A 23159-nucleotide genomic window follows, 5' to 3' on the forward strand; every position below is an offset into this window, starting at 1 on the left:
CCGGGCCTACGTGACGTTTAGGCCCGGCAAACGAAGTGCCGCCGGGCGCAAAGGCAACTCAGTTTTTCAACACCCACGCCTCTTTCCAGTGTGCGCCAACGCCTGGCTCAAACTGGGTTGCAAACTTGCTCCACTGCACGCAGTAGCCGCTGTACGGGAATGGCTTACATTCGTAGGTCTTACCGTCTTTAGGCTGTAACACCACGGTGCCCGCTTTGTAGGACGCAATGCCGTCCGGGAAGATAAAGTCATGCTGACCGGTGCCATCTGCGGCTGAACCGCCTTCCAGCATCAGGTTCAGCACGTCCTGGGCGAACAGGGTGCCGTCTTTATTGGTCGCGTAGTATTTCAGCATGTGGTGGCCCGACGTCACGTCATTCAGGGTCATGGTCACGTCCTGGTTGGCGTTGTTCATGTCCTGTTTCAGATACCCTTTTTCCGCACCGCTGTGGTTCATTACGTGTGCTTCAAGGTTCACGTCGCCTTTGGTGTTCACGTGGAAGGTGACGGTTGCCTTGCCGTTCTCGATTTTGCTGTACTGCAGATTAGAAACGGCAATGGTTTCATGCACTTCCGCTTTCTGCTCTTCGTACGAGATCGCAACGGACTGCAGGGTACTGCCGTCTTTGACGAAGACGCTGTTCGCGCCGTGGACCGGGCTGATTTCACCCGCTTCATCCTTTACCCCGACGCGCACGTCGCTGTGCGCGGCGTTGATCTTCTGCGCCAGATCGTATGCCCACTGGTTCGCATCTCCCTGGGCAGCCGAACTAATAGTCATCTCGGTGCGCAGAGCGGCAATTTCGCCGTTGGCATCGAAGAAGCGTGCAATGACTTTATCGCCTGCGTTCAGGTTATTCCCGGCAATCTGTCCGCTCAGCGTTTTGCTCCACTCGGACACCACCGCAGGCGTGTCGTCCGGGGTCACGTTGCCGCCGTTACCGAAATCTACGTCAATGGCCTGATAAAAACTGTTTGCGGTATCCGCAATTTCCCATACGCCATAAATAACCTGATAGCCCGTACGTTCCGGGACGTTACAGGTCATGGATTTTGTCATCGCCGGTGCCTGACCATTCCCGTTAATAGTACAGAACGGCGTTAATTCAAACTGGTCGCGGGTCAGCGGCTTATTTGGGTCCCAGTTTTGTTTGGTGATGTAATAACGCCAGTTGGTGGTTTTATGCGGCGCGGTATGGTGCCAGACAAATTCATGCGGGCCTGCCGTCATGGGGCTTTTGGACCAGGCGTTCAGGCTCTGCTTATCAAGCTGGGAGTAGTTGGCAATGCCTGCGCTGGCGAGCTGGCCGTCAGGCGGCATCGCGCCGGTCGGGAAGCCGGAGGCCTTTTCTACGCTCTGCGGTTCGTACTGGACGGAGCCACAATCAATATTCTGGCCGAGCTTACACATATAAGCGCGGCTGGCGGGGGATTCTATATATCCGTGTGCAAGTGCGGAAGACGCCACCGTTAATGTGGCAACGGCCAGCGCAATTTTAGAGAGTTTCATTCTTCATCCATTAATTAGAATATAACAAGGCAGCGTCAGTCTATTAATGGAGTAGGGGAAGCGTCATTTCCTGAAGAGAGTAAAAATGGTCGAAATAAAAAAGGCAGCCTGAGCTGCCTTCTCTTTATTGAAATAAATTAGCGACGTACGGCAATCGCTTCAATTTCAATTTTCACGTCTTTTGGCAGACGAGCTACTTCAACACAGGAGCGCGCCGGGAAGGAGGCGTTATGCTCGGTGAAGAAGGCTTCGTAAGTGGCGTTAACGGTCGCGAAGTCATTCAGATCTTTCACGAAAACGGTCGTTTTCACGATGTCGCCCACCTTCAGACCGGCAGATTCAACGATAGCCTGCACGTTTTCCAGCGACTGACGCGCCTGCGCCGCTACGTCGGCTGGCACTTCTCCGGTTTTTGGGTTCACCGGGATCTGGCCAGAGGTGATGATCATGCTGCCCAGATCAACGCCCTGAACGTAGGGGCCGATAGCCGCTGGTGCATTTTCCGTCGCGAGTACTTTGGTCATGATTTCTCCAGAATAACAGCTGATTAAATGTTCCCGGCCATTATAGGGAGGCCGGGATCCTTTACCAACCTCAATTAGTTGGCCAGCACCACATAATGAGAAAACTCTTTTTCGCAGTATTTGCATTTGAGCGCGATGTCATTGGCGCGTTTTTTCACTGCAAAACTGGAGGGAACCGGCTCAGCATGACTGATGCAGTTGCTGTTCGGGCAGACCAGCACGCTTTCGATGCGATCCGGCAGGCTCGGGCGAGATTTGCCCACCACGTCGTAATCATCGATGCGGTTAACGGTGGCCTCCGGCGCGTACAGCGACAGCTGGTTAACCTGCTCGTCGGTCAGGAAGGTGTTCTCGATCTTGATCAGATCTTTGCGTCCCATTTCGCCGGACGGCAGGTTCAGGCCGATGGTGATGCGCTGGTCGGTTTCGGTCAGTTTGAACAGCGTCAGCAGCTTAAAGCCGACCTGCGCAGGGATGTGGTCAATCACGGTGCCACGCTTGATGGCTTCAACCTGGAGTTTGTTATCGTGTGTCATTGTCGTTTCCCCTTACAGTGCCAATTCGCGATTCAGAACCAGTGCCAGTAACGCCTGGCGGGCGAAGATGCCGTTTCCGGCCTGCTGGAAGTACCAGGCGTGCGGCGTTTTGTCCACGTCGGTGGTGATCTCATCGATGCGCGGCAGCGGGTGCAGCACCTTCATATTGTCGCGCGCGCCCTCAAGGTCGCTGGCGCGCAGGACGAACTGCGCCTTCACGTTGGCGTATTCGGACGGATCCAGACGCTCTTTCTGCACGCGGGTCATGTAGAGAATATCCACGTTGCCCATCACCTCTTCGATGCTGGCGTGCAGGCTCCACGCAATGCCTTTCTCGTCCAGCATGTCGAGAATGTACTGCGGCATCGCCAGCGCGTCCGGGGCGATGAAGAAGAAGCGGTTACCGTTAAATTTCGCCAGCGCCTGGGTCAGGGAGTGGACGGTGCGGCCGTACTTAAGGTCGCCGACCATGGCGATGTTCAGGTTCTCAAGCGTGCCCTGGGTTTCCTGAATGGTGAACAGATCCAGCAGGGTCTGGGTCGGGTGCTGGTTGGCACCGTCACCGGCGTTCAGCACCGGAATGCCGCCGGAAAACTCGGTCGCCAGACGCGCCGCGCCCTCCTGCGGGTGGCGCATCACAATCGCGTCAACGTAGGTGCTAATCACTGAAATGGTATCCGCCAGGGTCTCGCCTTTTTTGCCCAGCGACGTGTTGCTGCTGTCCGAGAAGCCCACCACGCTCGCGCCCAGGCGGTGCATGGAGGTTTCAAAGGAGAGGCGCGTGCGGGTCGAAGCTTCAAAGAAGCAGCTCGCAATCACCTTGTGCTTCAGCAGCTCCGGTTGCGGATTGGCCTTCAGTTTTGCCGCGGTTTCCAGAACCAGTTCCAGCTCTTCGCGGCTGAGGTCGTTTATGGAAATGATGTGTTTTTGATAAAGCGGATTCATGTTTATCTCCTGACGCCGGGCAAAAAAAAGCCCCTCAAATGAGGGGCTCTGGGAATAGGTTTAGCAACGGGAAGAAAAACGGCAGGCCAGCGTCTGATTTCAGACGCGGTAAGACGTTATGTCGTACACGCTTGACCATGCTTCCTCCCGGCAAATTGTCGGGCATTATACGCAGCTCGTTATGCGGATCAAGCGATTTAATGCACGCTTTACTCAATGCAAACGGTTCTTTATGAATATTAATGCGTTCTGAGTAAATAATTAATTTGCTTATGCACCAGCGCGGTGCGCTTCACGACGCGGGGGCGACCCAGACGATACTGCTTCCTGCCACCACGCCTAAAATTTCCGGTAACTGGTGATAATCCAGAATACGCGCCACCGCGCGGCCATATCCGGCAACGGTATGGATAAGGATAAATTCGCTATTGTGCTCCACGCTCACCACCATTTCGGAGACGGTGCGCGCGGCATCGGGGGCAGGGCGAAGCTGGGGATTCAACGAATAAATCTTTAGCCCTTTGGCATTTCGAATTTTTATGACACCAAGCAACTTGAGCAGACGTGAAACGGTGGACTGGCTGATGGTCTCAAAACCCCGCTCCTGCAAATCGCGGCGGATCTCCTCCTGAGAGAGATAGCTCTTTTCCGCGATCAGACGCTGGCAGACCGTCAGCTGAAGCTGTTCTTTTGGAGAGTAATCACCATATTCCGTCATAACTATTTCCCATGTAAGTGGCTGAAACAAAACGCCCGGTGGCGCTACGCTTACCGGGCCTACAACTTCAAAACATCACAACATCGCCCCCAGGCTTAACGCCACCATAATCACCACCGTTAATATTCCCAGCAGCGGCGCGACCCATTTCAGATAGCGCACGTAGGGCACGCGGGCGATAGCCAGCCCGCCCATCACGACGGCTGAGGTGGGAGTGACCAGGTTAACGATGCCGGACGCCGACTGGTAAGCCGTGACCACCAGGTCGCGGTTGACGTTAGCGAAATCGGCAAGGGGCGCCATGATCGGCATCGTCAGAACGGCAAGGCCGGACGAAGAAGGCACAAGAAACGACAGCACCACTTCCAGCCAGTACATCACGTTGATGAACGCCACCGTTGACAACCCGGTGACCATCCCCTCGGCGCTGTGCAAAATGGTGTGGGTAATCATGCCCTTATCCATGATCACTACGATACCGCGTGCGATGCCGATAATCAGCGCGACGCCCAGCAAATCTCGCGCGCCGTTGATAAAGGTTGAGGTCAGCTCCTCTTCGCTCATCCGCGCAATCAGGCCGACGATAATGGCGCTGGCGAGAAACACCGCCGAGATCTCCGCCATCCACCAGCCCAGCACCGCCACGCCGTAGATCATCACCGCGAAGGCGAGGGCGAAGATCACCAGGATGAGTTTGCGCACCGGGGTAAATTCCAGCGACTGCTCGCCCTTGTTACCGAGGAAGTGGGCGAGGTTCTCCTCCTGCTTATCCGCCACGATCGACAGCGACGGATCCTTGCGCACCTTACGGGCGTAGCGCATCACCCACGCCACGCAGATAATCCAGCCAATCACCAGCAGCGCGATGCGCAGCATGATGCCGTTGGTGAAGGGGATCCCGGCGGCGTTGGCGGCGATCACCGTCGCGAACGGATTGATAGTCGAACCGAGGGTGCCGATCCCCGCCCCGAGCAGCACGGTAGAAGCCGCGACGACCGGATCGAACCGTGCCGCCAGCATCACTGGCACCAGCAGGGTGTAGAAAGGCAGCGACTCCTCGGCCATGCCGTAAATCGTGCCGCCAGCGGCAAACAGCGCCATCAGGATCGGGATCATCCACTCCTCGCGTCCGCGCAGTTTAGTGGTGACGCGTTCGATCCCGGCGTCAATCGCTCCGGTTTTGGTGACGATCCCGAGGAAACCCCCGATGATCAGAATAAACAGCGCGACGTCGATCGCCCCGGCCTGGCCGGATTCCGGATCGTACAGTCCGGCAATCGGTGCCATCAGCACCGAAACCACCCCCTGCGGATGCGCCGCGACGTGCGCGTAGGTACCGGCAACCGGCACATCTTTGCCGAGCGCCTCGTTCATCGCCATATGGTACTGCCCGGCCGGCACAATCCACGTCAGCACGGCGACCACGGCAATCAGAAAAAAGAGAATGGTGTAAGCGGAGGGAAACTTGAACTTGCCCATGATGTTCTCCTGAAACCCGGCGCACCCGCGGCGCGCCGGGCGGTGATTAGTCGCCGAGTGTCGCCACCATGACCGCTTTAATGGTGTGCATGCGGTTCTCTGCTTCGTCGAAGACGATTGAGTTCGGTGATTCAAAGACCTCTTCCGTCACTTCCAGCCCCTTCAGGCCGTACGCCATTTCGATCTCGCGGCCCACTTTGGTGTGCTCGTTGTGGAACGCGGGCAGGCAGTGCATAAACTTGACGTTGGGGTTTCCGGTGGCCTTCATCACGTCCGCGTTGATCTGATACGGCTTCATCAGGCTGACGCGCTCGGCCCAGGCCTCCTTCGGCTCGCCCATGGAGACCCACACGTCGGTGTAGAGGAAATCGGTCCCCTGCACGCCTTCTTCCACATCGTCGGTGAGGGTGATGCGCGCGCCGGTTTCTTTGGCGATGGCGCGGCACTGCTCAACCAGGCCCGCCTCCGGCCAGAAGGATTTCGGCGCCACAAGGCGGATATCCATCCCCATTTTGGCCGCGCCGACCATTAGCGAATTACCCATGTTGTTGCGCGCGTCGCCAAGATAGGCAAAGCTCAGCTCCGGCAGGGTTTTGCCCGGCGAATGTTCCAGCATGGTCATCAGGTCGGCGAGGATTTGCGTTGGGTGGAACTCGTCGGTCAGGCCGTTCCACACCGGCACGCCCGCGTACTCTCCCAACTCTTCGACGATGGCCTGGCCGTAGCCGCGATATTCGATGCCGTCATACATGCGGCCTAGCACGCGGGCGGTGTCCTTCATCGACTCTTTATGGCCAATCTGCGAGCCGCTTGGGCCGAGGTAGGTCACCTGCGCGCCCTGGTCAAACGCGCCCACTTCGAAGGCGCAGCGGGTGCGGGTGGAGGTTTTTTCAAAGATCAGGGCGATGTTTTTCCCGACCAGGGTTTGCTTCTCACGCCCGGCTTTTTTGGCGGCCTTCAGCTCGATGGCGAGGTCGATCAGGTACTGGATCTCCGCCGGGGTGTAGTCCAGCAGTTTCAGGAAGTTGCGGTTTTTCAGGTTGATGGTCATGTGGGAAATCCTTTTTAAAATTTTGCTGTCTGGTGCCCTCACCCCGGCTCTCTCCCACGGGGAGAGGGAGAGTCGGGTGAGGGGGAAGTTATTCAGTTACGAATCAACGTGCCTTTCTCGCCCGCAAGGATCTCCGCGCCGTCATTCAGCGCGCCGATCCCGGCAATGCCGTTGCAGGCCTCAACAAACTCGCGGCAGGCGGCCACTTTCGGCCCCATCGATCCGGCGTCGAACTGCATGCCTCTGAGCAGCTCCGGCGTTACCTGCGCCAGCGGGCGCTGGGTCGGCTTGCCCCAGTCGAGGTACACCGCGTCGGCATCGGTCAGGATCAGCAGAGCGTCGGCCTCGATCTGGCGCGCCAGCAGCGCGGCGGAGAGGTCTTTGTCGATCACCGCCTCAATACCGCGATAGCCGTTGGCGTTCTCCACTACCGGCACGCCGCCGCCACCGTTGCAGATCACCAGGTGGTCGCGCTGGATCAGCGCCGTGATGGCGTCGCTCTCGACGATGCGCTTCGGCTGCGGCGACGGCACCACGCGGCGGAAATAGCTCCCGTCAGCCTTGAACACCCAGCCTTTTTCCGCGGCCAGCGTTTTTGCCTGCGCTTCGCTATAGACCGGGCCGATGTACTTGGTCGGGTTGCTGAAGGCCGGGTCGGCGGCGTCCACCTCCACTTGCGTGAGCAGAACGCTCACCTCGCGCTGCGGCAGATTGTTTTTCAGCGCCTGCTGGAGCATGTAGCCGATCATCCCCTGGCTTTCGGCGCCGAGAACGTCCAGCGGGTAGGGGGTGACTTTGTCGTAGGCGCTGTTCTGCAATGCCAGCAGCCCGACCTGCGGGCCGTTGCCGTGCACCAGCACCACGCGCCACTGCGCCGTCAGCCCGGCGATGGTGCGGGCGGCCTGCTCGATGTTCTGGCGCTGGATCTCCGCTTCCAGCGGCTCGCCGCGCTTGAGCAGCGCGTTGCCGCCCAGGGCCACAACCAGAGTGGATTTTCGTTCCATGATGGCTCCTTAAATTCCGTCGCGTTCCAGCGGGCAGCTCATGCAGCGCGCGCCGCCGCGCCCGCGTCCGAGTTCATCACCGGGGATAGGCAGCACGGTGATGCCCGCCTTGTCGTACTTCTCGTTGGTCCAGACGTTGCGCTCGTAGCCAATCACCACACCCGGGCGGATGGTCAGCACGTTGTTGGCGTCATTCCACTGCTCGCGTTCGGCTTCAAAGGCGTCGCCGCCGGTGGTGATCAGGCGCACCTGGTTAATGCCGAGCGCTTTCTCGATGGCGTGCAGCAGGTCGGTTTCCTGCGTGCGCAGCAGGCCGCCGCGTCCGTCCGGGGTGAGCGTCCAGCACTGAGCGTCTTTGCGCACCACTTCCGGGTAGACGGAGAAGGTGTCCACGTCGATGTGGGTCATGACGGTGTCGAGGTGCATGCAGGAGCGGTGTTTTGGCAGTTCAACAGCAATCACGCGTTCGGCCTGGCGGTGTTTAAACAGGCTGTTGGCGAGGAACTCCACGCCCTGCGGCGTCGTGCGTTCAGACATGCCGATCAGTACCGCCCCGCGGCCAATCACTAATACGTCGCCGCCTTCTAAGGTGGCGTGGTCGTAATTAATATTCTCGTCACCGAAATACTTAATAAAATCGCCGTCGGCAAACGCCGGATGCCAGCGATATATTGCCCGCAGGTTATTGGTTTCACGCTGACGGGCCGGTTTGGCCATTGGGTTAATCGACACGCCGTTATAAATCCAGCACGAGGTATCGCGGGTAAATAAATGGTTCGGCAGCGGCTTCATAATAAAATCATTCGCCGTGTGGGTATCGACCACCATATTTTTAATCGCCGCCGGAATTTCGCCGTAGGTTAATCCGCCGCTCAGCCTGCGCGCCAGTTCGCGGTGCGGCATATCCGCCAGCCAGCCGCGCACGTCGCCAGCAAAGGTTGGGCCGAGGCGATAGTCGGAAATTTGTGTTTCAAGAAGCCAGGCTTTCGCTTCTGCAATATCAAGCGTTTGCGTGAGAAGGTCGGTCAACAGCAGGACTTCCACACCCTGCTCGCGCAGCGTGTTTGCGAAGATGTCATGCTCCTCACCCGCCCGCTCAACCGAGAGTACGTCATCAAATAACAGCTCCTGACAGTTTGACGGGGTTAACCGCTTCAGACTTAAATTTGGGCGGTGCAGCATAACGCTACGCAATTGACCAATTTCAGAACCGACGTAATGCTTTTCCATAATTATTCCTTTAACTTTTTTTCAGAATAAAAAGGGCATGCGCCATGCGTTGTGTTTAATTACATGGCGGCTAAGCTCAATTGATTTCGTGATTCATACTAGGCGGTTAAATAATCCGTAATGTGATGCAACTCACGCGAAAATCGATATTAAGGGGTTTTTTTCATTTGCATGATTCGCATCAGATAATGATTAATTTCATATTATTGCAGGCTGAATAGCTAAGCAGGATCCGGTGGCATTATTTGAGGTTGTTATTAATTTGTAGATTTTAATCTTTTGACATATTTTGTTATGCTACTGATTTTTAATACTTTATTTCACGTTGAGGAATGGCTATGCAATCAACGTAATTAACTATTTTTGACTTAAGAAAAAACCATAAATAATTATTGATTTTTTGAGCAAATAATCAGAACGGTAAAATGTGAGATGGCAATGGGTTTTGTTAATTAAGCTGAATGATCAGTGGGTTAGCCGAGCAGTGCGATAAGCGCCTACCAATGTTATGCATAACCCCTGCATAAATGCCTGTGCAGGTTTAACAGAGAATTAACAGCATTAGCGATAAACATGCGCTCGCGCAAATCTCACCGAAAAAGGGCTGGTATGGCAGCCTGGATTCTCGTATAAAAGATAAAAATGAAACAATGTTTTATATTGAGGGTTTGAACATGATTATCGGCAACATCCACCATTTGCACTCCTGGCTGCCTGGCGAACTGCGTCAGGCCATTGAGCACGTCAAAGCCCACGTCACCGACGCCACGCCGCTTGGGAAACACGACATCAACGGTAACAGCCTGTTTTATCTGATCTCAGAGGACATGACCCAGCCGTTCGCCGAGCGCCGCGCGGAGTACCACGCGCGCTATCTGGACATTCAGATTGTGCTCAAAGGTCAGGAAGGGATGACGTTCAGTACGCTGCCGCACGGTACGCCGGACACCGACTGGCTGGCGGACAAAGACATCGCGTTCCTGCCGGAAGGCGAGCAGGAGAAAACCGTGGTGCTGAGCGAAGGGGATTTTGTGGTGTTTTACCCGGGCGAAGTACATAAGCCGCTGTGCGCGGTGGGAGCACCAGCACAGGTGCGTAAAGCGGTAGTTAAGATGTTAATGGAGTAACCCGTCACCCTAACCCTCTCCCATTGTACGGTCCGGGGACATGGTAGACAGGTGTTCGGGGACATGGTGAACACTTTTTAACATCCTTTACCCATGGTGATCGACTTTTTCTTCAGGTCGATCACCCCCACTTTCGTGCTGTACCACCACACTTCATAGCTGCCGTCTTCCTGCGTCTCCTTCAGCCCCACCCGTTCTCCCCTGAACGCCTTGCCTGCACTCAGGCTTACCCCTTTCACGCTCAGCTTTCCGCTGATATCCACTTTCCTGACCATCACGCCTTCATCATATTCCGGCGGCGTTACGCTCCCGCTGTACTGCCGGGCAGACGGCTGATACCGCGAGGCCGGTACCGCCATATCCAGCCCCTCATGCGGGCGTTCAAGGTTGTAGACCGTCCGCCAGTGGTCGAAGGCGCGCTGCAGCTCTCCGCTGTCCGCGAACCATTTTCCCTGCAGCACTTCCGACTTCAGGCTGCGGTGAAAACGCTCCAGCTTGCCCTGCGTCTGCGGATGGTAAGGCCGGGAATGCCCCACCCGGATACCGTGGCGCATCAGCCACAGCTCCAGCGCCGTCCAGGTACCGGTGGTGTCGCCCCACGGTGAGCCGTTGTCCATCGTCATCCGGTCCGGCAGGCCGTAGCGTTCAAACACGCTGACCAGCTGCTGCTGCACGGTCTCACGCCGTTCATCGGTACAGGGCGCCAGGCACAGGGAAAAACGGGAGTGGTCGTCCAGCAGGGTGAGCGGATGGCAGCGGCCACCGCCAAAGGGAAAGTGGCCCTTAAAATCCATCTGCCAGAGGCGGTTCGGCGCGTCGTGTTCGAAGCGTCCCGTGGCCGGAATGCCCGGTGAAACGCCCGGCAGCAGGCCATGACGGGCCATCAGGTGATGGACGGTGCTGAAGGCGGGCATGGTGTGCCCCTGGTCCTCGAGCCAGCGCTTAATCTTGCGTGCGCCCCAGCGTTCATGACGGTCATGCGCCATGCGCAGCAGGGCCGTGGTGTCGTCTGACGAGCGGTTCGGGGAGTGATGAGGTGCGCGGGAGCGGTCCTGAAGGCCGGATACGCCTTCCTGAACCCAGCGCTGAAGCCACTTGTAGCCGGTGGCAGGAGAAATGCCGTACTGACGGCAGAGGAAACGGATGTTCGCCCCGTCCTGCGAGGCGAACAAAACAAACTCGGTACGTAATGACATGGTATCTCTCGCATCCCAGGGCATAAGCGACTCCATAAACGGGTTCTTATGCATCAGTTGTAAGTGTCTACCATGTCCCCGAACAAGTGTTCACTATGTCCCCGGACCGTACACCCATTTGGGGAGAGGGCCGGGGTGTGGGGAACAATATGTGATCCAGCTTAAACTTCCCGCACTCCCTCCTCATCTCTCATTTACCTCTCCTTTTTCTGCGTCATAGTATGATCGTTAAATTAATGAACGCTGTTCTATAATGTAGAACAAAATGATTCAGCAAGGAGATCTCATGCCGCAGTCCGCGTTGTTCACGGGAATCATTCCCCCTGTCTCCACCATCTTTACCGCCGACGGTCAGCTTGATAAGCCGGGCACCGCCGCGCTGATCGACGATCTCATCAAAGCAGGCGTTGACGGCCTGTTCTTCCTGGGCAGCGGCGGCGAGTTCTCCCAGCTGAGCGCCGAAGAGCGTAAAACCATTGCTCGCTTTGCTATCGATCACGTCGATCGTCGCGTGCCGGTGCTGATCGGCACCGGCGGCACCAACGCCCGGGAAACCATTGAATTGAGCCAGCACGCGCAGCAGGCGGGCGCGGACGGCATCGTGGTGATTAACCCCTACTACTGGAAAGTGTCGGAAGCGAACCTGATCCGCTATTTCGAGCAGGTGGCGGACAGCGTCACGCTGCCGGTGATGCTCTACAACTTCCCGGCGCTGACCGGGCAGGATCTGACCCCGGCACTGGTGAAAACCCTCGCCGATTCGCGCAGCAACATTATCGGCATCAAAGACACCATCGACTCCGTCGCCCACCTGCGCAGCATAATCCACACCGTCAAAGCCGCCCATCCGCACTTCACCGTGCTGTGTGGCTACGACGATCATCTGTTTAATACCCTGCTGCTCGGCGGCGACGGGGCAATCTCGGCGAGCGGCAACTTTGCACCGCAGGTGTCGGTGAATCTTCTGAAAGCCTGGCGCGACGGGGACGTGGCGAAGGCGGCTGAGTATCATCAGACCTTACTGCAAATACCGCAGATGTATCAGCTGGATACGCCGTTTGTGAACGTCATTAAAGAGGCAATCGTGCTCTGCGGCCGCCCGATTTCTACGCACGTACTGCCGCCCGCCTCTGCGCTGGACGAGCCGCGTAAGGCGCAGCTGAAAACCCTGCTGCAACAGCTCAAACTCTGCTGAGCCGGACGATAACGATGACCATTGAGAAAATTTTCACCCCACAGGACGACGCGTTTTATGCGGTGATCACCCACGCGGCGGGGCCGCAGGGCGCGCTGCCGCTGACCCCGCAGATGCTGATGGAATCCCCCAGCGGCAACCTCTTCGGCATGACGCAGAACGCCGGAATGGGCTGGGACGCTAACAAGCTCACCGGGAAAGAGGTGCTGATTATCGGCACCCAGGGCGGCATCCGCGCCGGTGACGGACGCCCGGTTGCGCTGGGCTACCACACCGGACACTGGGAAATCGGCATGCAGATGCAGGCGGCGGCGAAGGAGATCACCCGCAACGGCGGGATCCCGTTCGCGGCCTTCGTCAGCGATCCGTGCGACGGTCGCTCGCAGGGCACGCACGGCATGTTCGACTCCCTGCCGTACCGCAACGACGCGGCAATTGTGTTTCGCCGTCTGATCCGCTCCCTGCCGACGCGCCGGGCGGTGATCGGCGTGGCGACCTGCGATAAAGGGCTGCCCGCCACCATGATTGCGCTGGCCGCGATGCACGACCTGCCGACCATTCTGGTGCCGGGCGGGGCGACGCTGCCGCCGACCGTGGGTGAAGATGCGGGTAAGGTGCAGACCATCGGCGCGCGCTTCGCCAACCACGAGCTGTCATTGCAGGAGGCCGCCGAACTGGGCTGTCGCGCCTGCGCGTCACCGGGCGGCGGGTGTCAGTTCCTCGGCACGGCGGGCACTTCGCAGGTGGTCGCGGAGGCGCTGGGCCTGGCGCTGCCGCACTCCGCGCTGGCCCCGTCCGGGCAGGCGGTGTGGCTGGAGATCGCCCGCCAGTCGGCGCGGGCGGTGAGCGAGCTGGATAACCGCGGCATCACCACGCGCGATATCCTCACCGATAAAGCCATCGAAAACGCGATGGTGATCCACGCGGCGTTCGGCGGCTCCACGAACTTACTGCTGCACATTCCGGCCATCGCCCACGCGGCGGGCTGCACGATCCCGGACGTTGAGCACTGGACGCGCGTCAACCGCAGGGTGCCGCGCCTGGTGAGCGTGCTGCCTAACGGCCCGGACTATCACCCGACCGTGCGCGCGTTCCTCGCGGGCGGCGTGCCGGAAGTGATGCTCCACCTGCGCGATCTCGGCCTGCTGCATCTGGACGCCATGACCGTCACCGGCCAGACGGTGGGCGAGAACCTCGACTGGTGGCAGACGTCCGAGCGCCGTAAGCGCTTCCGCCAGTGCCTGCGCGAGCAGGACGGCGTGGATCCGGATGACGTGATCCTGCCGCCGGGGAAGGCAAAAGCAAAAGGGCTGACCTCGACGGTCTGCTTCCCGACGGGCAACATCGCGCCGGAAGGATCGGTGATCAAGGCCACGGCGATCGATCCGTCGGTCGTCGGTGACGATGGCGTTTACCGCCACACCGGCCGGGTGCGGGTGTTTGTTTCCGAAGCGCAGGCGATCAAGGCCATCAAGCGGGAAGAGATTCAGCGGGGCGATATTATGGTGGTGATCGGCGGCGGGCCGTCCGGCACCGGCATGGAAGAGACCTACCAGCTCACATCCGCGCTGAAGCATATCTCGTGGGGCAAGACGGTGTCGCTCATCACCGATGCGCGCTTCTCGGGCGTGTCGACGGGCGCCTGCTTCGGCCACGTGTCACCGGAGGCGCTGGCGGGCGGGCCGATTGGCAAGCTGCGCGACAACGACATCATTGAGATTGCCGTCGACCGCCTGACCCTCACGGGCAGCGTGAACTTCATCGGCACGGCGGACAACCCGCTGACGCCAGAGGAGGGGGCGCGCGAGTTGGCACGGCGGCAGACGCACCCGGACCTGCACGCCCACGACTTTTTGCCGGACGACACCCGGCTGTGGGCAGCACTGCAGTCGGTGAGCGGCGGCACCTGGAAAGGCTGTATTTATGACACCGATAAAATCATTGAGGTAATTAACGCCGGTAAAAAAGCGCTCGGCATTTAATTATTTTATTAGCGTAAGCCGTCTGCGGACAATATTCCGCGGTCGGTTTACGCTTGTCTGTAATTTATTAATTTAAACAATCGGTTGCGATATTTCGTTGGCGTCACAAAAGCAAAATAACGTAATTCGGAAATAAGATATGACCATTGCTGGTTAATTGAACAGCTCATTACACTCCATTAACACGATGTTGTAATTCAGCACACTACCAAAGGGTGTAATTCTGATGACGCAATTAACTATGAAAGACAAAATTGGCTACGGGCTGGGTGACACCGCCTGCGGCTTCGTCTGGCAGGCCACGATGTTCCTGCTGGCCTACTTTTATACCGACGTGTTTGGCCTGTCGGCGGGCATTATGGGCACGCTGTTTTTGGTCTCCCGCGTGCTCGACGCCGTGACCGACCCGCTGATGGGGCTGCTGGTGGACCGCACCCGCACGCGGCACGGCCAGTTCCGCCCGTTCCTGCTGTGGGGTGCCATCCCGTTTGGCATCGTCTGCGTGCTGACCTTCTACACGCCGGATTTCTCCGCGCAGGGCAAAATCATCTACGCCTGCGTGACCTACATCCTCCTGACCCTGGTCTACACCTTCGTTAACGTGCCGTACTGCGCCATGCCGGGCGTCATCACCGCCGACCCGAAAGAGCGCCACGCCCTGCAGTCCTGGCGTTTCTTCCTCGCCGCCGCGGGCTCGCTCGCCATCAGCGGCATCGCGCTGCCGCTGGTGAGCATCATCGGTAAAGGGGACGAGCAGGTGGGCTATTTCGGCGCCATGTGCGTGCTGGGGCTGGTTGGCGTGGTACTGCTCTACGTCTGCTTCTTCACCACCAAAGAGCGCTACACCTTTGAGGTGCAGCCGGGCTCGTCGGTGGCGAAAGACCTTAAGCTGCTGCTGGGCAACGGCCAGTGGCGGATCATGTGCGCGTTCAAGATGATGGCGACCTGCTCCAACGTGGTACGCGGCGGGGCGACGCTCTACTTCGTCAAATACGTGATGGATCACCCGGAGATGGCGACCCAGTTTTTACTCTACGGCAGCCTTGCCACCATGTTCGGCTCGCTCTGTTCGTCCCGCCTGCTGGGCCGCTTCGACCGGGTCACCGCCTTCAGGTGGATCATCGTCGCCTACTCGCTGATCAGCCTGCTGATTTTCGTCACCCCGGCTGAGCATATCGCGCTGATTTTTGCCCTCAACATCCTGTTCCTGTTCGTCTTTAACACCACCACGCCGCTGCAGTGGCTAATGGCCTCTGACGTGGTGGATTACGAGGAGAGCCGCAGCGGGCGCCGCCTCGACGGGTTGGTGTTCTCCACCTACCTGTTCAGCCTGAAGATTGGCCTGGCGATTGGCGGGGCGGTGGTGGGCTGGATCCTCGCGTACGTGAACTACTCCGCCAGCAGCAGCGTGCAGCCGGTCGAGGTGCTCACCACCATCAAAATTCTGTTCTGCGTGGTGCCGGTGGTGCTCTACGCGGGCATGTTCATCATGCTGTCGTTCTACAAGCTCACCGACGCCCGCGTGGAGGCCATCAGCCAGCAGCTGATCAAGCACCGCGCGGCGCAGGGCGAGGCCGTTCCCGACGCCGCGACAGCCGCATCCCATTAACCGGAGGCAATATGGAAATCACTAACCCAATCCTGACCGGCTTCAACCCGGACCCGTCCCTGTGCCGTCAGGGCGAGGACTACTACATCGCCACCTCGACCTTCGAGTGGTTCCCGGGCGTGCGCATCTACCACTCCCGCGACCTGAAAAACTGGTCGCTGGTCAGCACGCCGCTGGACCGCGTGTCGATGCTGGACATGAAGGGCAACCCGGACTCCGGTGGCATCTGGGCGCCGTGCCTGAGCTACGCCGACGGCAAGTTCTGGCTGCTTTACACCGACGTGAAGATTGTCGATTCGCCGTGGAAAAATGGCCGTAACTTCCTCGTCACCGCGCCATCCATCGAAGGGCCGTGGAGCGAGCCGATCCCGATGGGCAACGGCGGGTTTGACCCGTCCTTGTTCCACGACGACGATGGCCGTAAGTACTACCTCTATCGTCCGTGGGGGCCGCGCCACCACAGCAACCCGCACAACACCATTGTGATGCAGGAGTTTGATCCGCAGATCGGCACCCTCTCGCCCGAGCGCAAAACCCTGTTTACCGGCACGCCGCTCTGCTACACCGAAGGCGCGCACCTGTACCGCCACGCGGGATGGTACTACCTGATGGTCGCCGAGGGTGGCACCAGCTACGAGCACGCCGTCGTGGTGCTGCGTTCCCAAAATATCGACGGGCCGTACGAGCTGCACCCGGACGTGACGATGATGACCAGCTGGCACCTGCCGGAGAACCCGCTGCAGAAGAGCGGCCACGGCTCGCTGCTGCAGACCCACACCGGGGAATGGTACATGGCCTACCTCACCAGCCGACCGCTGCGCCTGCCCGGCGTGCCGCTGCTGGCCTCCGGCGGGCGCGGCTACTGCCCGCTGGGGCGCGAGACCGGCATCGCCCGCATTGAATGGCGCGACGGCTGGCCGTACATGGAAGGCGGCAAACATGCGCAGCTGACCGTGCCCGGCCCACAGGTGGCGGAGCAGCCCGCAGCCGCCCAGGGTAACTGGCGGGATGATTTCGACGGCAGTACGCTTGACCCGCAGCTACAGACCCTGCGCATTCCGTTCGACGACACCCTCGGCTCGCTCACCGCGCGCCCGGGCTATTTACGGCTCTATGGCAACGACTCGCTCAACTCGACCTTTACCCAGTCGACCGTGGCGCGCCGCTGGCAGCACTTCGCCTTCCGCTCAGAAACGCGGATGCAGTTCTCGCCGGTCCACTTCCAGCAGAGCGCGGGGCTGACCTGCTACTACAACAGCAAAAACTGGAGCTACTGCTTTGTGGACTACGAGGAGGGGCAGGGGAGAACCATCAAGGTTATTCAGCTCGACCACAACGTGCCGTCATGGCCGCTGCACGAGCAGCCGATTCCGGTGCCGGAGAGTGCGGAGAGCATCTGGCTACGGGTGGATGTGGATACGCTGGTCTACCGCTACAGCTACTCGTTCGATGGCGAGACGTGGCACACCGTGCCGGTCACCTATGAGGCGTGGAAGCTGTCGGATGACTACATCGGCGGGCGCGGCTTCTTTACCGGCGCGTTTGTGGGGCTGCACTGCGAGGACATCAGCGGCGACGGCTGCCACGCGGACTTCGACTACTTCACCTACGAACCGGCATAGCCCAGTGCGCGTGAGAGCGCGAGCCCGGCCTGCTGAAGCTGCTCGCGGAAACTAGCCAGCTCTGCGTCGTCCACGCGGGAGGTCAGCGTCGACAGGCTCAGGGCGGCGATGACGCGGGACTCGTGGTTCCACACCGGCACCGCCACGCAGCGCACGCCCTGCTCGTTCTCTTCGCTGTCCAGGGCATAGCCCTGCTCGCGGGTCTGCGCCAGGGCGGTCATTAACGCTTCACGAGAGGCGAGGGTAGAAGGAGTATAGGTGGTGTACTGATAGCCCTCCAGCAGGGCGTTCAGCTCGGCCTCGCCCAGCCAGGCAATCAACACCTTGCCGATGGCGGTGGCATGAACCGGCAGGCGGCGGCCAATGCGCGAATAGGCGATGGCGGCCAGCTTGCCTTCAATCTTCTCGATATAGACCCCTTCACGCCCATCCAGGATCCCCAGATGGGTGGTCTGTCCGGTCCGCTGTGACAGCTCCGTCAGCCAGCCTTTCGCCTTCTGACGAATATCGATGGAGCCCACGACGAAATGACCGCGCTCGACCAGCTTCATGCCGAGGCGATACTTACCGTTTTCCGGGTTCTGATCGATATAGCCGTGAAGCTGCAGGGTTTTCAGCAGCGAGTGGAGGGTACTCTTGCTCAGCCCCATCAGTTTGCTGATGTCGGTGATCTTAAGCTCGGTGGCCTGCTCGTTGAACAGGTCGAGGATCTGCAACGCACGTTCAACAGACTGAATAATCGGCATAATGCTGGCATGTCCACGCTGGAATTAAGGCGAAAACGTACCTTTTTCGGGGTGAAAAATCAATTGAGTAGAGCGGGTTGTGGGAGAAAGGGCATCAGCCGCATCGTCGCCTGATTTGCCCGGCGGCGCTGCGCTTGCACGGGCCTACGGGTTTTGTAGGCCGGGTAAGCGCAGCGCCACCCGGCAACAAAGGCGGCTCCATTATTGTTAGCGGGGGGGCATCAATTATTATCCCGAGCGGCGACAGACTGAATTTTCCAGATCCCATCTTCTTTAACCATGCAATCAATGACTGTGTGCTGGGTCTTTTTGCCAAACGTGATATTCACGTTTACACAGACCGGGTCTGAATCATACGAATCAATAGCCACATTCTCAGCCCAGTCCTCGCCGATATATTGCGATTTCATAAAAAAATCAGCCTCGTAAAATTCAGCGTCGGCATAACGGGGATCGTCTGCATGACGTAATTTTTTCATGGTGCTGGCCGTAACGAACTTATCGATTTCATTTCCCTGTTGGATGGGATAACGATCGTTGTTCACTTGTTTAATGTACCAGCGATTGAATTCAAGAGCGCGCTGCATCGGTATCTGAAAATCTTCGGCCCCCAATGCTGCTGTGCTGAATAACACAATTAAGATGAGCTTATTCATATTAATAATGCCTGTATAAGGTTATTGCTGGCTGAAGTTGGCGATAGGTTGGCCCCGGGTACAGTGTTCTCTGTTTAAAATCTGAATACCAGGTTCCAGCTCCATCGTAAATACAGACATGCCCGTACTGATTCGGGCCGGGCAAGGCATCAATCACCGCGATATCCCCCTCTATGGGAGTGCCATAGACTTTTGAGAATCCTGCTTTTTCAAGAGAACGCCAGAAATCCTTAGCGTTTGCCCCTTCGATTTTAAGCCCTCCGGCTCGAATGGCGGCGGCGATTGCTCGAGCGCAATAGTGTCCAGTATGGGTTAGTGCGTGGCTACGGGCGTATGACACAGCTTCATGTTTATTCCATGACATAAAAAATCCTTATTAATGAAATGCAGCAATAAGGAAATATTACGCCGATAATATACGGTGTTTTGTAATTGATAATGACCTGATATTAACCATTATCTACTCAGTAAATAATGGTTAATAAAAATATAAATACCTATTATGGTTAATGCGTATCTGAGAAAGCGTCAGTAAAATGAATTTTTCTGCCTGACGATAACGCTGTTGTCGTTTTTAGGTTTTTCTCCCTCTCCCTGTGGGAGAGGGCCGGGGTGAGGGCACCAGCGCGCAGAGGACCCAATCACTCCCCAAGCGTCGCCACCATCACCGCCTTAATTGTATGCATCCGGTTTTCCGCCTGGTCAAACACGATGCTCGCCGCTGACTCAAACACCTCGTCCGTCACTTCCATCCCGCCGTGCAGATCGAACTCCTTCGCCATCTGCTTGCCGAGCGTGGTCTGGTCATCATGGAACGCGGGCAGACAGTGCAGGAACTTCACGTTCGGGTTGCCGGTCAGCGCCATCATCTGCGCGTTCACCTGATAACCGCGCAGCAGCGCAATCCGCTCCGCCCACTTCTCTTTGGCTTCGCCCATCGACACCCAGACGTCGGTATAGATAAAGTCCGCGCCCTTCACGCCCGCCGCCACGTCTTCCGTCAGGGTGATCTTCCCGCCGTGCTTCTCCGCCAGCGCGCTGCACTCCGCCACCAGGCTCTCTTCCGGCCAGCAGGCCTTCGGAGCCACCAGACGCAGATCCAGCCCGGTCAGCGCTGCCGCTTCCAGCATTGAGTTGCCCATGTTGTTGCGCGCATCGCCCGCGTAGACCAGCGTCATCTCGTTAAACGCCTTGCCCGGCAGGTGCTCCTGCATGGTCAGCAGATCCGCCAGCAGCTGGGTTGGGTGGAACTCGTTGGTCAGCCCGTTCCACACCGGCACGCCCGCGTACTGCGCCAGCGTTTCGACCACTTCCTGTCCGTGGCCGCGATACTGAATGCCGTCGTACATCCGCCCGAGCACGCGCGCGGTGTCCTTAATTGACTCTTTATGCCCAATCTGGCTGCCGCTCGGCCCTAAATACGTGACGCGTGCGCCCTGGTCAAATGCGGCAACTTCGAAAGAGCATCGTGTACGGGTCGAGTCTTTTTCGAAGATGAGCGCGATGTTCTTACCGGTAAGCTTCTGTACTTCCTTGCCATTTTTTTTATCGGCTTTGAGCTGTGCGGCAAGGGTCAGCAGAGAAGTGAACTGTGCAGGGGTAAAGTCGAGCAATTTCAGAAAGTGTTTCTTGTACAGATCAGACATTTTATCCTCGCATGGCGAACGCCACTTATTGAATTAAAATTCACTTTATATGTGTAATTATTCATTTGCAACCCCGTTTCACAAATCTTTCCAACAAAGGTGGAGGCAAACCCGTCCGTGTGTGAAAATAGAAGTATCTGCCGCACTTTAAAGAGGATTGAGCCATGGCAAACCCGGAACACCTGGAAGAGCAACGCGAAGAGACGCGTCTGATTATTGAAGAACTGCTGGAAGACGGTAGCGATCCGGACGCGCTGTACACCATCGAGCACCATTTCTCTGCGGATGATTTCGACGCGCTGGAAAAACTGGCGGTAGAAGCCTTTAAACTGGGTTACGAAGTGACCGAGCCGGAAGAGCTGGAAGTGGAAGAGGGCGACACCGTCATCTGCTGCGACATCCTGAGCGAAGGCGCGCTGAAGGCGGAGCTGATCGACGCGCAGGTCGAACAGCTGATGAACCTGGCCGAGAAGTTTGAAGTGGAATACGACGGCTGGGGAACCTACTTCGAAGATCCGAACGGTGAAGACGGCGAAGAAGGCGACGACGAAGATTACGTCGACGAAGACGACGACGGCGTGCGTCACTAAGCGTTTCAGGCGGTGGCGCGCGCCACCGCTTTTTCAAGGCAGAACCATGGATTACCTGCAGATACTCGCCCCCGTACTCAACTTCCTCCAGTGCCCGACCCCGCAAGCATGGATTGATAAAGCCCGCGACCCGGCGAACCTGCCGCTGCTGCTCACCGACCACATGGTGTGCGAGCTCAAGGCTGCCCAGACCGCGCTGCTGCTGGTACGTAAATACGTCGCCGACGAAAGCGGTGCCGACGCGCTGCTCGACTGGCTCAAACCCTACGAACAGTTCACCTTCCGCGACGGCCCGGAGCCGGACTTCATCGCCCTGCACAGGCAGATTGGCAAAAGCGTGATGCCCAAAACCGACGACCCGTGGGGCCAGGCGCTCATCGACAGCATGGTGCTGCTGATTAAAGAAGAGCTGCACCACTTCTGGCAGGTGCGCGAGGCGATGCTGGCCCGCGACATTCCGTACGTCAAAATCACCGCCAGCCGCTACGCCAAAGGGATGCTGAAGGACGTGCGCACCCACGAACCGCTGACGCTGATCGACAAGCTCATCTGCGGCGCCTACATCGAAGCCCGCTCCTGCGAACGCTTCGCCGCGCTGGCCCCGTTCCTCGACGACGACCTGCAGAAGTTCTATCTCTCGCTGCTGCGCTCGGAAGCGCGTCATTATCAGGACTACCTGACGCTGGCCCGGCAGGTGAGCGACGACGATATCTCACCGCGCATACAGCTTTTTGGCGAAATTGAAGCCACACTTATCTCGACACCGGACCACGAGTTTCGCTTCCACAGCGGCGTGCCGGTGTAAACCGGCATAACTCAAGGATAAGGATGCGAGATGAATAAAACGTGGACCCGTATTGTGATTGTCGTCATTGCGGCTGCCGCCGTGGCGTTCTGGGTGTTCTTTGACAGGCAGCGCGCTCCGGAACAGCAGATGGATAACGCCCTTAACGCGATGCCCGCCTGGCAGGTGATCAAGGAGCAGGAGCCTGTGCTGCACCAGCGCATCCTCGACCAGATGGCCGCCCTGCAAAAAGCGGGCGAGCCGGAGCAGCAGATTATCGACACCATCCAGCCGCAGATCCTGCATCTGCAGATGACGCGCCTGCAAAACGCCCCGGATGCCAACGTGGTGAACTACATGACCATCAACATGGAGCAGACCGCCGCCATCCAGAAGGTGAGCGATGACGCCTGCTTCCGCTTCCTCTACCCGATGGTGAAGGGCGGCGTGAACCCGATGCGCATGCTGGATAAAGACCTGATGGCGCGGCGCATGCAGGCCGACGCCGACATGATGCGCGCGGCCTACGGCAAAAACCGCCACACCGTGACCCCAGCCGAACGCGAGGCGGCTGTCGAGGATGTGCGGCCGATTATGAATGCGCTTGCCGACAAGTACGGTGAGGACATCCAGCTGCTGCAGATGCCGGAGAAGGCGGCGGGCAAAGAGAAGCTCTCCTGCGATATGGTGCAGGAGATGTGGGCGAAGGTGCTGGCGCTGCCGGAGCAGAAGGCGGCGAGGGTGATTCGGCTGGCGGTGTCTGAGCTGGAGTGACAAAGGGCGCTGGTTTTTTGGGCACTTAGCGCGGGTTTAGCGCGTCGTCGCTTGCATGGCGGCGCGCGACAGGTATAATCCACAACGTTTCCGCATCCCCTTCAGTGCCGAAGTGGCGAAATCGGTAGACGCAGTTGATTCAAAATCAACCGTAGAAATACGTGCCGGTTCGAGTCCGGCCTTCGGCACCAAGTATTATCTAAGTCATTGTTTTAAAACAATTTAATCCATAATC

Annotated in this window: 23 protein-coding genes, 1 tRNA gene and 2 pseudogenes; 10 read left to right on the forward strand and 16 right to left on the reverse strand. The window is 58.2% G+C overall.

Annotation, left to right across the window (positions count from 1 at the left end; genetic code table 11):
• Positions 1 to 58: 58 nt before the first annotated feature.
• The 5 genes from gbpA to MX657_RS02930 all read right to left on the reverse strand — a co-directional run bounded on the left by gbpA (position 59) and on the right by MX657_RS02930 (position 3654).
• A complete protein-coding gene (gbpA, locus tag MX657_RS02910) occupies positions 59 to 1510 on the reverse strand; it encodes an N-acetylglucosamine-binding protein GbpA (RefSeq protein ID WP_346807236.1) in 1452 nt (483 codons plus the stop codon).
• Between the two features lie 137 nt (positions 1511 to 1647).
• The gene (gene ridA, locus MX657_RS02915) at positions 1648 to 2034 is read right to left on the reverse strand and encodes a 2-iminobutanoate/2-iminopropanoate deaminase (RefSeq protein ID WP_006810315.1); all 387 of its coding nucleotides are present in this window, start codon (positions 2032 to 2034) and stop codon (positions 1648 to 1650) included.
• A 74-nt stretch (positions 2035 to 2108) separates the two neighbouring features.
• Complete coding sequence (pyrI, locus tag MX657_RS02920; RefSeq protein ID WP_346807238.1) at positions 2109 to 2570, reverse strand: aspartate carbamoyltransferase regulatory subunit; 462 nt, start codon at positions 2568 to 2570, stop codon at positions 2109 to 2111.
• A gap of 12 nt (positions 2571 to 2582) precedes the next feature.
• Positions 2583 to 3515: an aspartate carbamoyltransferase gene (pyrB, locus tag MX657_RS02925; RefSeq protein WP_003863368.1), complete on the reverse strand. Its 933-nt coding sequence runs from the start codon at positions 3513 to 3515 to the stop codon at positions 2583 to 2585.
• Positions 3516 to 3549: 34 nt separating this feature from the next.
• On the reverse strand, positions 3550 to 3654 hold the full coding sequence (locus tag MX657_RS02930; RefSeq protein ID WP_022646880.1) for a pyrBI operon leader peptide: 105 nt from the start codon (positions 3652 to 3654) through the stop codon (positions 3550 to 3552).
• Between MX657_RS02930 and MX657_RS02935 the strand changes: the two are divergent.
• Positions 3634 to 3751: pseudogene (locus tag MX657_RS02935) on the forward strand (hypothetical protein). The gene MX657_RS02930 and the pseudogene MX657_RS02935 overlap by 21 nt on opposite strands.
• Before the next feature lie 3 nt (positions 3752 to 3754).
• On the opposite strand, the pseudogene MX657_RS02940 reads toward MX657_RS02935, so the two are convergent.
• From MX657_RS02940 to arcA, 5 genes and pseudogenes are all read right to left on the reverse strand, one after another.
• Positions 3755 to 4233 (reverse strand): annotated as a pseudogene (locus MX657_RS02940) (arginine repressor).
• Positions 4234 to 4308: 75 nt separating this feature from the next.
• Complete coding sequence (locus MX657_RS02945; protein ID WP_080328860.1) at positions 4309 to 5712, reverse strand: YfcC family protein; 1404 nt, start codon at positions 5710 to 5712, stop codon at positions 4309 to 4311.
• A gap of 46 nt (positions 5713 to 5758) precedes the next feature.
• Entirely contained in the window at positions 5759 to 6763 is a 1005-nt protein-coding gene (argF, locus tag MX657_RS02950; RefSeq protein ID WP_003863360.1) for an ornithine carbamoyltransferase, read from the reverse strand.
• Positions 6764 to 6855: 92 nt separating this feature from the next.
• The gene (arcC, locus tag MX657_RS02955; protein WP_346807242.1) at positions 6856 to 7767 is read right to left on the reverse strand and encodes a carbamate kinase; all 912 of its coding nucleotides are present in this window, start codon (positions 7765 to 7767) and stop codon (positions 6856 to 6858) included.
• Positions 7768 to 7776: 9 nt separating this feature from the next.
• Entirely contained in the window at positions 7777 to 8997 is a 1221-nt protein-coding gene (gene arcA / locus MX657_RS02960; protein WP_008501384.1) for an arginine deiminase, read from the reverse strand.
• A gap of 674 nt (positions 8998 to 9671) precedes the next feature.
• On the opposite strand from arcA, the gene MX657_RS02965 reads away from it, so the two are divergent.
• Positions 9672 to 10124: a YhcH/YjgK/YiaL family protein gene (locus MX657_RS02965; RefSeq protein ID WP_346807243.1), complete on the forward strand. Its 453-nt coding sequence runs from the start codon at positions 9672 to 9674 to the stop codon at positions 10122 to 10124.
• A gap of 77 nt (positions 10125 to 10201) precedes the next feature.
• Here MX657_RS02965 and MX657_RS02970 read toward each other — a convergent pair whose 3' ends face one another.
• Positions 10202 to 11344 (reverse strand): IS481 family transposase, encoded by a 1143-nt coding sequence (locus MX657_RS02970; RefSeq protein WP_429844099.1) that lies wholly within the window; start codon positions 11342 to 11344, stop codon positions 10202 to 10204.
• Positions 11345 to 11606: 262 nt separating this feature from the next.
• Here MX657_RS02970 and yagE point away from each other — a divergent pair, with 262 nt between their 5' ends.
• The 4 genes from yagE to MX657_RS02990 all read left to right on the forward strand — a co-directional run bounded on the left by yagE (position 11607) and on the right by MX657_RS02990 (position 17728).
• Complete coding sequence (gene yagE, locus MX657_RS02975) at positions 11607 to 12515, forward strand: 2-keto-3-deoxygluconate aldolase (protein WP_346807245.1); 909 nt, start codon at positions 11607 to 11609, stop codon at positions 12513 to 12515.
• Between the two features lie 14 nt (positions 12516 to 12529).
• Positions 12530 to 14497: a xylonate dehydratase YagF gene (yagF, locus tag MX657_RS02980; protein ID WP_346807247.1), complete on the forward strand. Its 1968-nt coding sequence runs from the start codon at positions 12530 to 12532 to the stop codon at positions 14495 to 14497.
• A 226-nt stretch (positions 14498 to 14723) separates the two neighbouring features.
• Positions 14724 to 16106 (forward strand): MFS transporter, encoded by a 1383-nt coding sequence (locus MX657_RS02985; protein ID WP_336239111.1) that lies wholly within the window; start codon positions 14724 to 14726, stop codon positions 16104 to 16106.
• An 11-nt stretch (positions 16107 to 16117) separates the two neighbouring features.
• Positions 16118 to 17728, forward strand: coding sequence for a glycoside hydrolase family 43 protein (locus tag MX657_RS02990; RefSeq protein ID WP_346807249.1), 1611 nt, complete (start codon positions 16118 to 16120; stop codon positions 17726 to 17728).
• Here MX657_RS02990 and xynR read toward each other — a convergent pair.
• From xynR to argL, 5 genes are all read right to left on the reverse strand, one after another.
• Positions 17713 to 18474, reverse strand: coding sequence for a DNA-binding transcriptional repressor XynR (gene xynR / locus MX657_RS02995; RefSeq protein WP_119917055.1), 762 nt, complete (start codon positions 18472 to 18474; stop codon positions 17713 to 17715). The two genes, MX657_RS02990 and xynR, sit on opposite strands and share 16 nt — an antisense overlap.
• 221 nt (positions 18475 to 18695) lie before the next feature.
• A complete protein-coding gene (locus MX657_RS03000; protein ID WP_017383897.1) occupies positions 18696 to 19130 on the reverse strand; it encodes a DUF3828 domain-containing protein in 435 nt (144 codons plus the stop codon).
• Between the two features lies 1 nt (position 19131).
• A complete protein-coding gene (locus tag MX657_RS03005) occupies positions 19132 to 19494 on the reverse strand; it encodes a hypothetical protein (protein ID WP_017383896.1) in 363 nt (120 codons plus the stop codon).
• A gap of 277 nt (positions 19495 to 19771) precedes the next feature.
• Positions 19772 to 20776: an ornithine carbamoyltransferase gene (gene argF / locus MX657_RS03010; protein ID WP_023299201.1), complete on the reverse strand. Its 1005-nt coding sequence runs from the start codon at positions 20774 to 20776 to the stop codon at positions 19772 to 19774.
• On the reverse strand, positions 20746 to 20841 hold the full coding sequence (gene argL / locus MX657_RS03015) for a putative translational regulatory protein ArgL (protein ID WP_213083700.1): 96 nt from the start codon (positions 20839 to 20841) through the stop codon (positions 20746 to 20748). The genes argF (MX657_RS03010) and argL overlap by 31 nt, the downstream gene beginning before the upstream one ends.
• 99 nt (positions 20842 to 20940) lie before the next feature.
• Between argL and rraB the strand changes: the two genes are divergently transcribed.
• From rraB to MX657_RS03035, 4 genes are all read left to right on the forward strand, one after another.
• Complete coding sequence (gene rraB, locus MX657_RS03020; protein WP_029739283.1) at positions 20941 to 21366, forward strand: ribonuclease E inhibitor RraB; 426 nt, start codon at positions 20941 to 20943, stop codon at positions 21364 to 21366.
• Positions 21367 to 21412: 46 nt separating this feature from the next.
• Positions 21413 to 22171, forward strand: coding sequence for a tRNA isopentenyl-2-thiomethyl-A-37 hydroxylase MiaE (gene miaE, locus MX657_RS03025; RefSeq protein WP_346807253.1), 759 nt, complete (start codon positions 21413 to 21415; stop codon positions 22169 to 22171).
• Positions 22172 to 22201: 30 nt separating this feature from the next.
• Positions 22202 to 22924: a topoisomerase II gene (locus tag MX657_RS03030; protein ID WP_346807255.1), complete on the forward strand. Its 723-nt coding sequence runs from the start codon at positions 22202 to 22204 to the stop codon at positions 22922 to 22924.
• 106 nt (positions 22925 to 23030) lie between these two features.
• Positions 23031 to 23115: transfer RNA gene (locus MX657_RS03035), tRNA-Leu, on the forward strand.
• The last annotated feature ends 44 nt before the right edge of the window (positions 23116 to 23159 follow it).

The organism is Enterobacter chuandaensis (assembly GCF_039718975.1).
GTDB classification, from domain to species: domain Bacteria; phylum Pseudomonadota; class Gammaproteobacteria; order Enterobacterales; family Enterobacteriaceae; genus Enterobacter; species Enterobacter chuandaensis.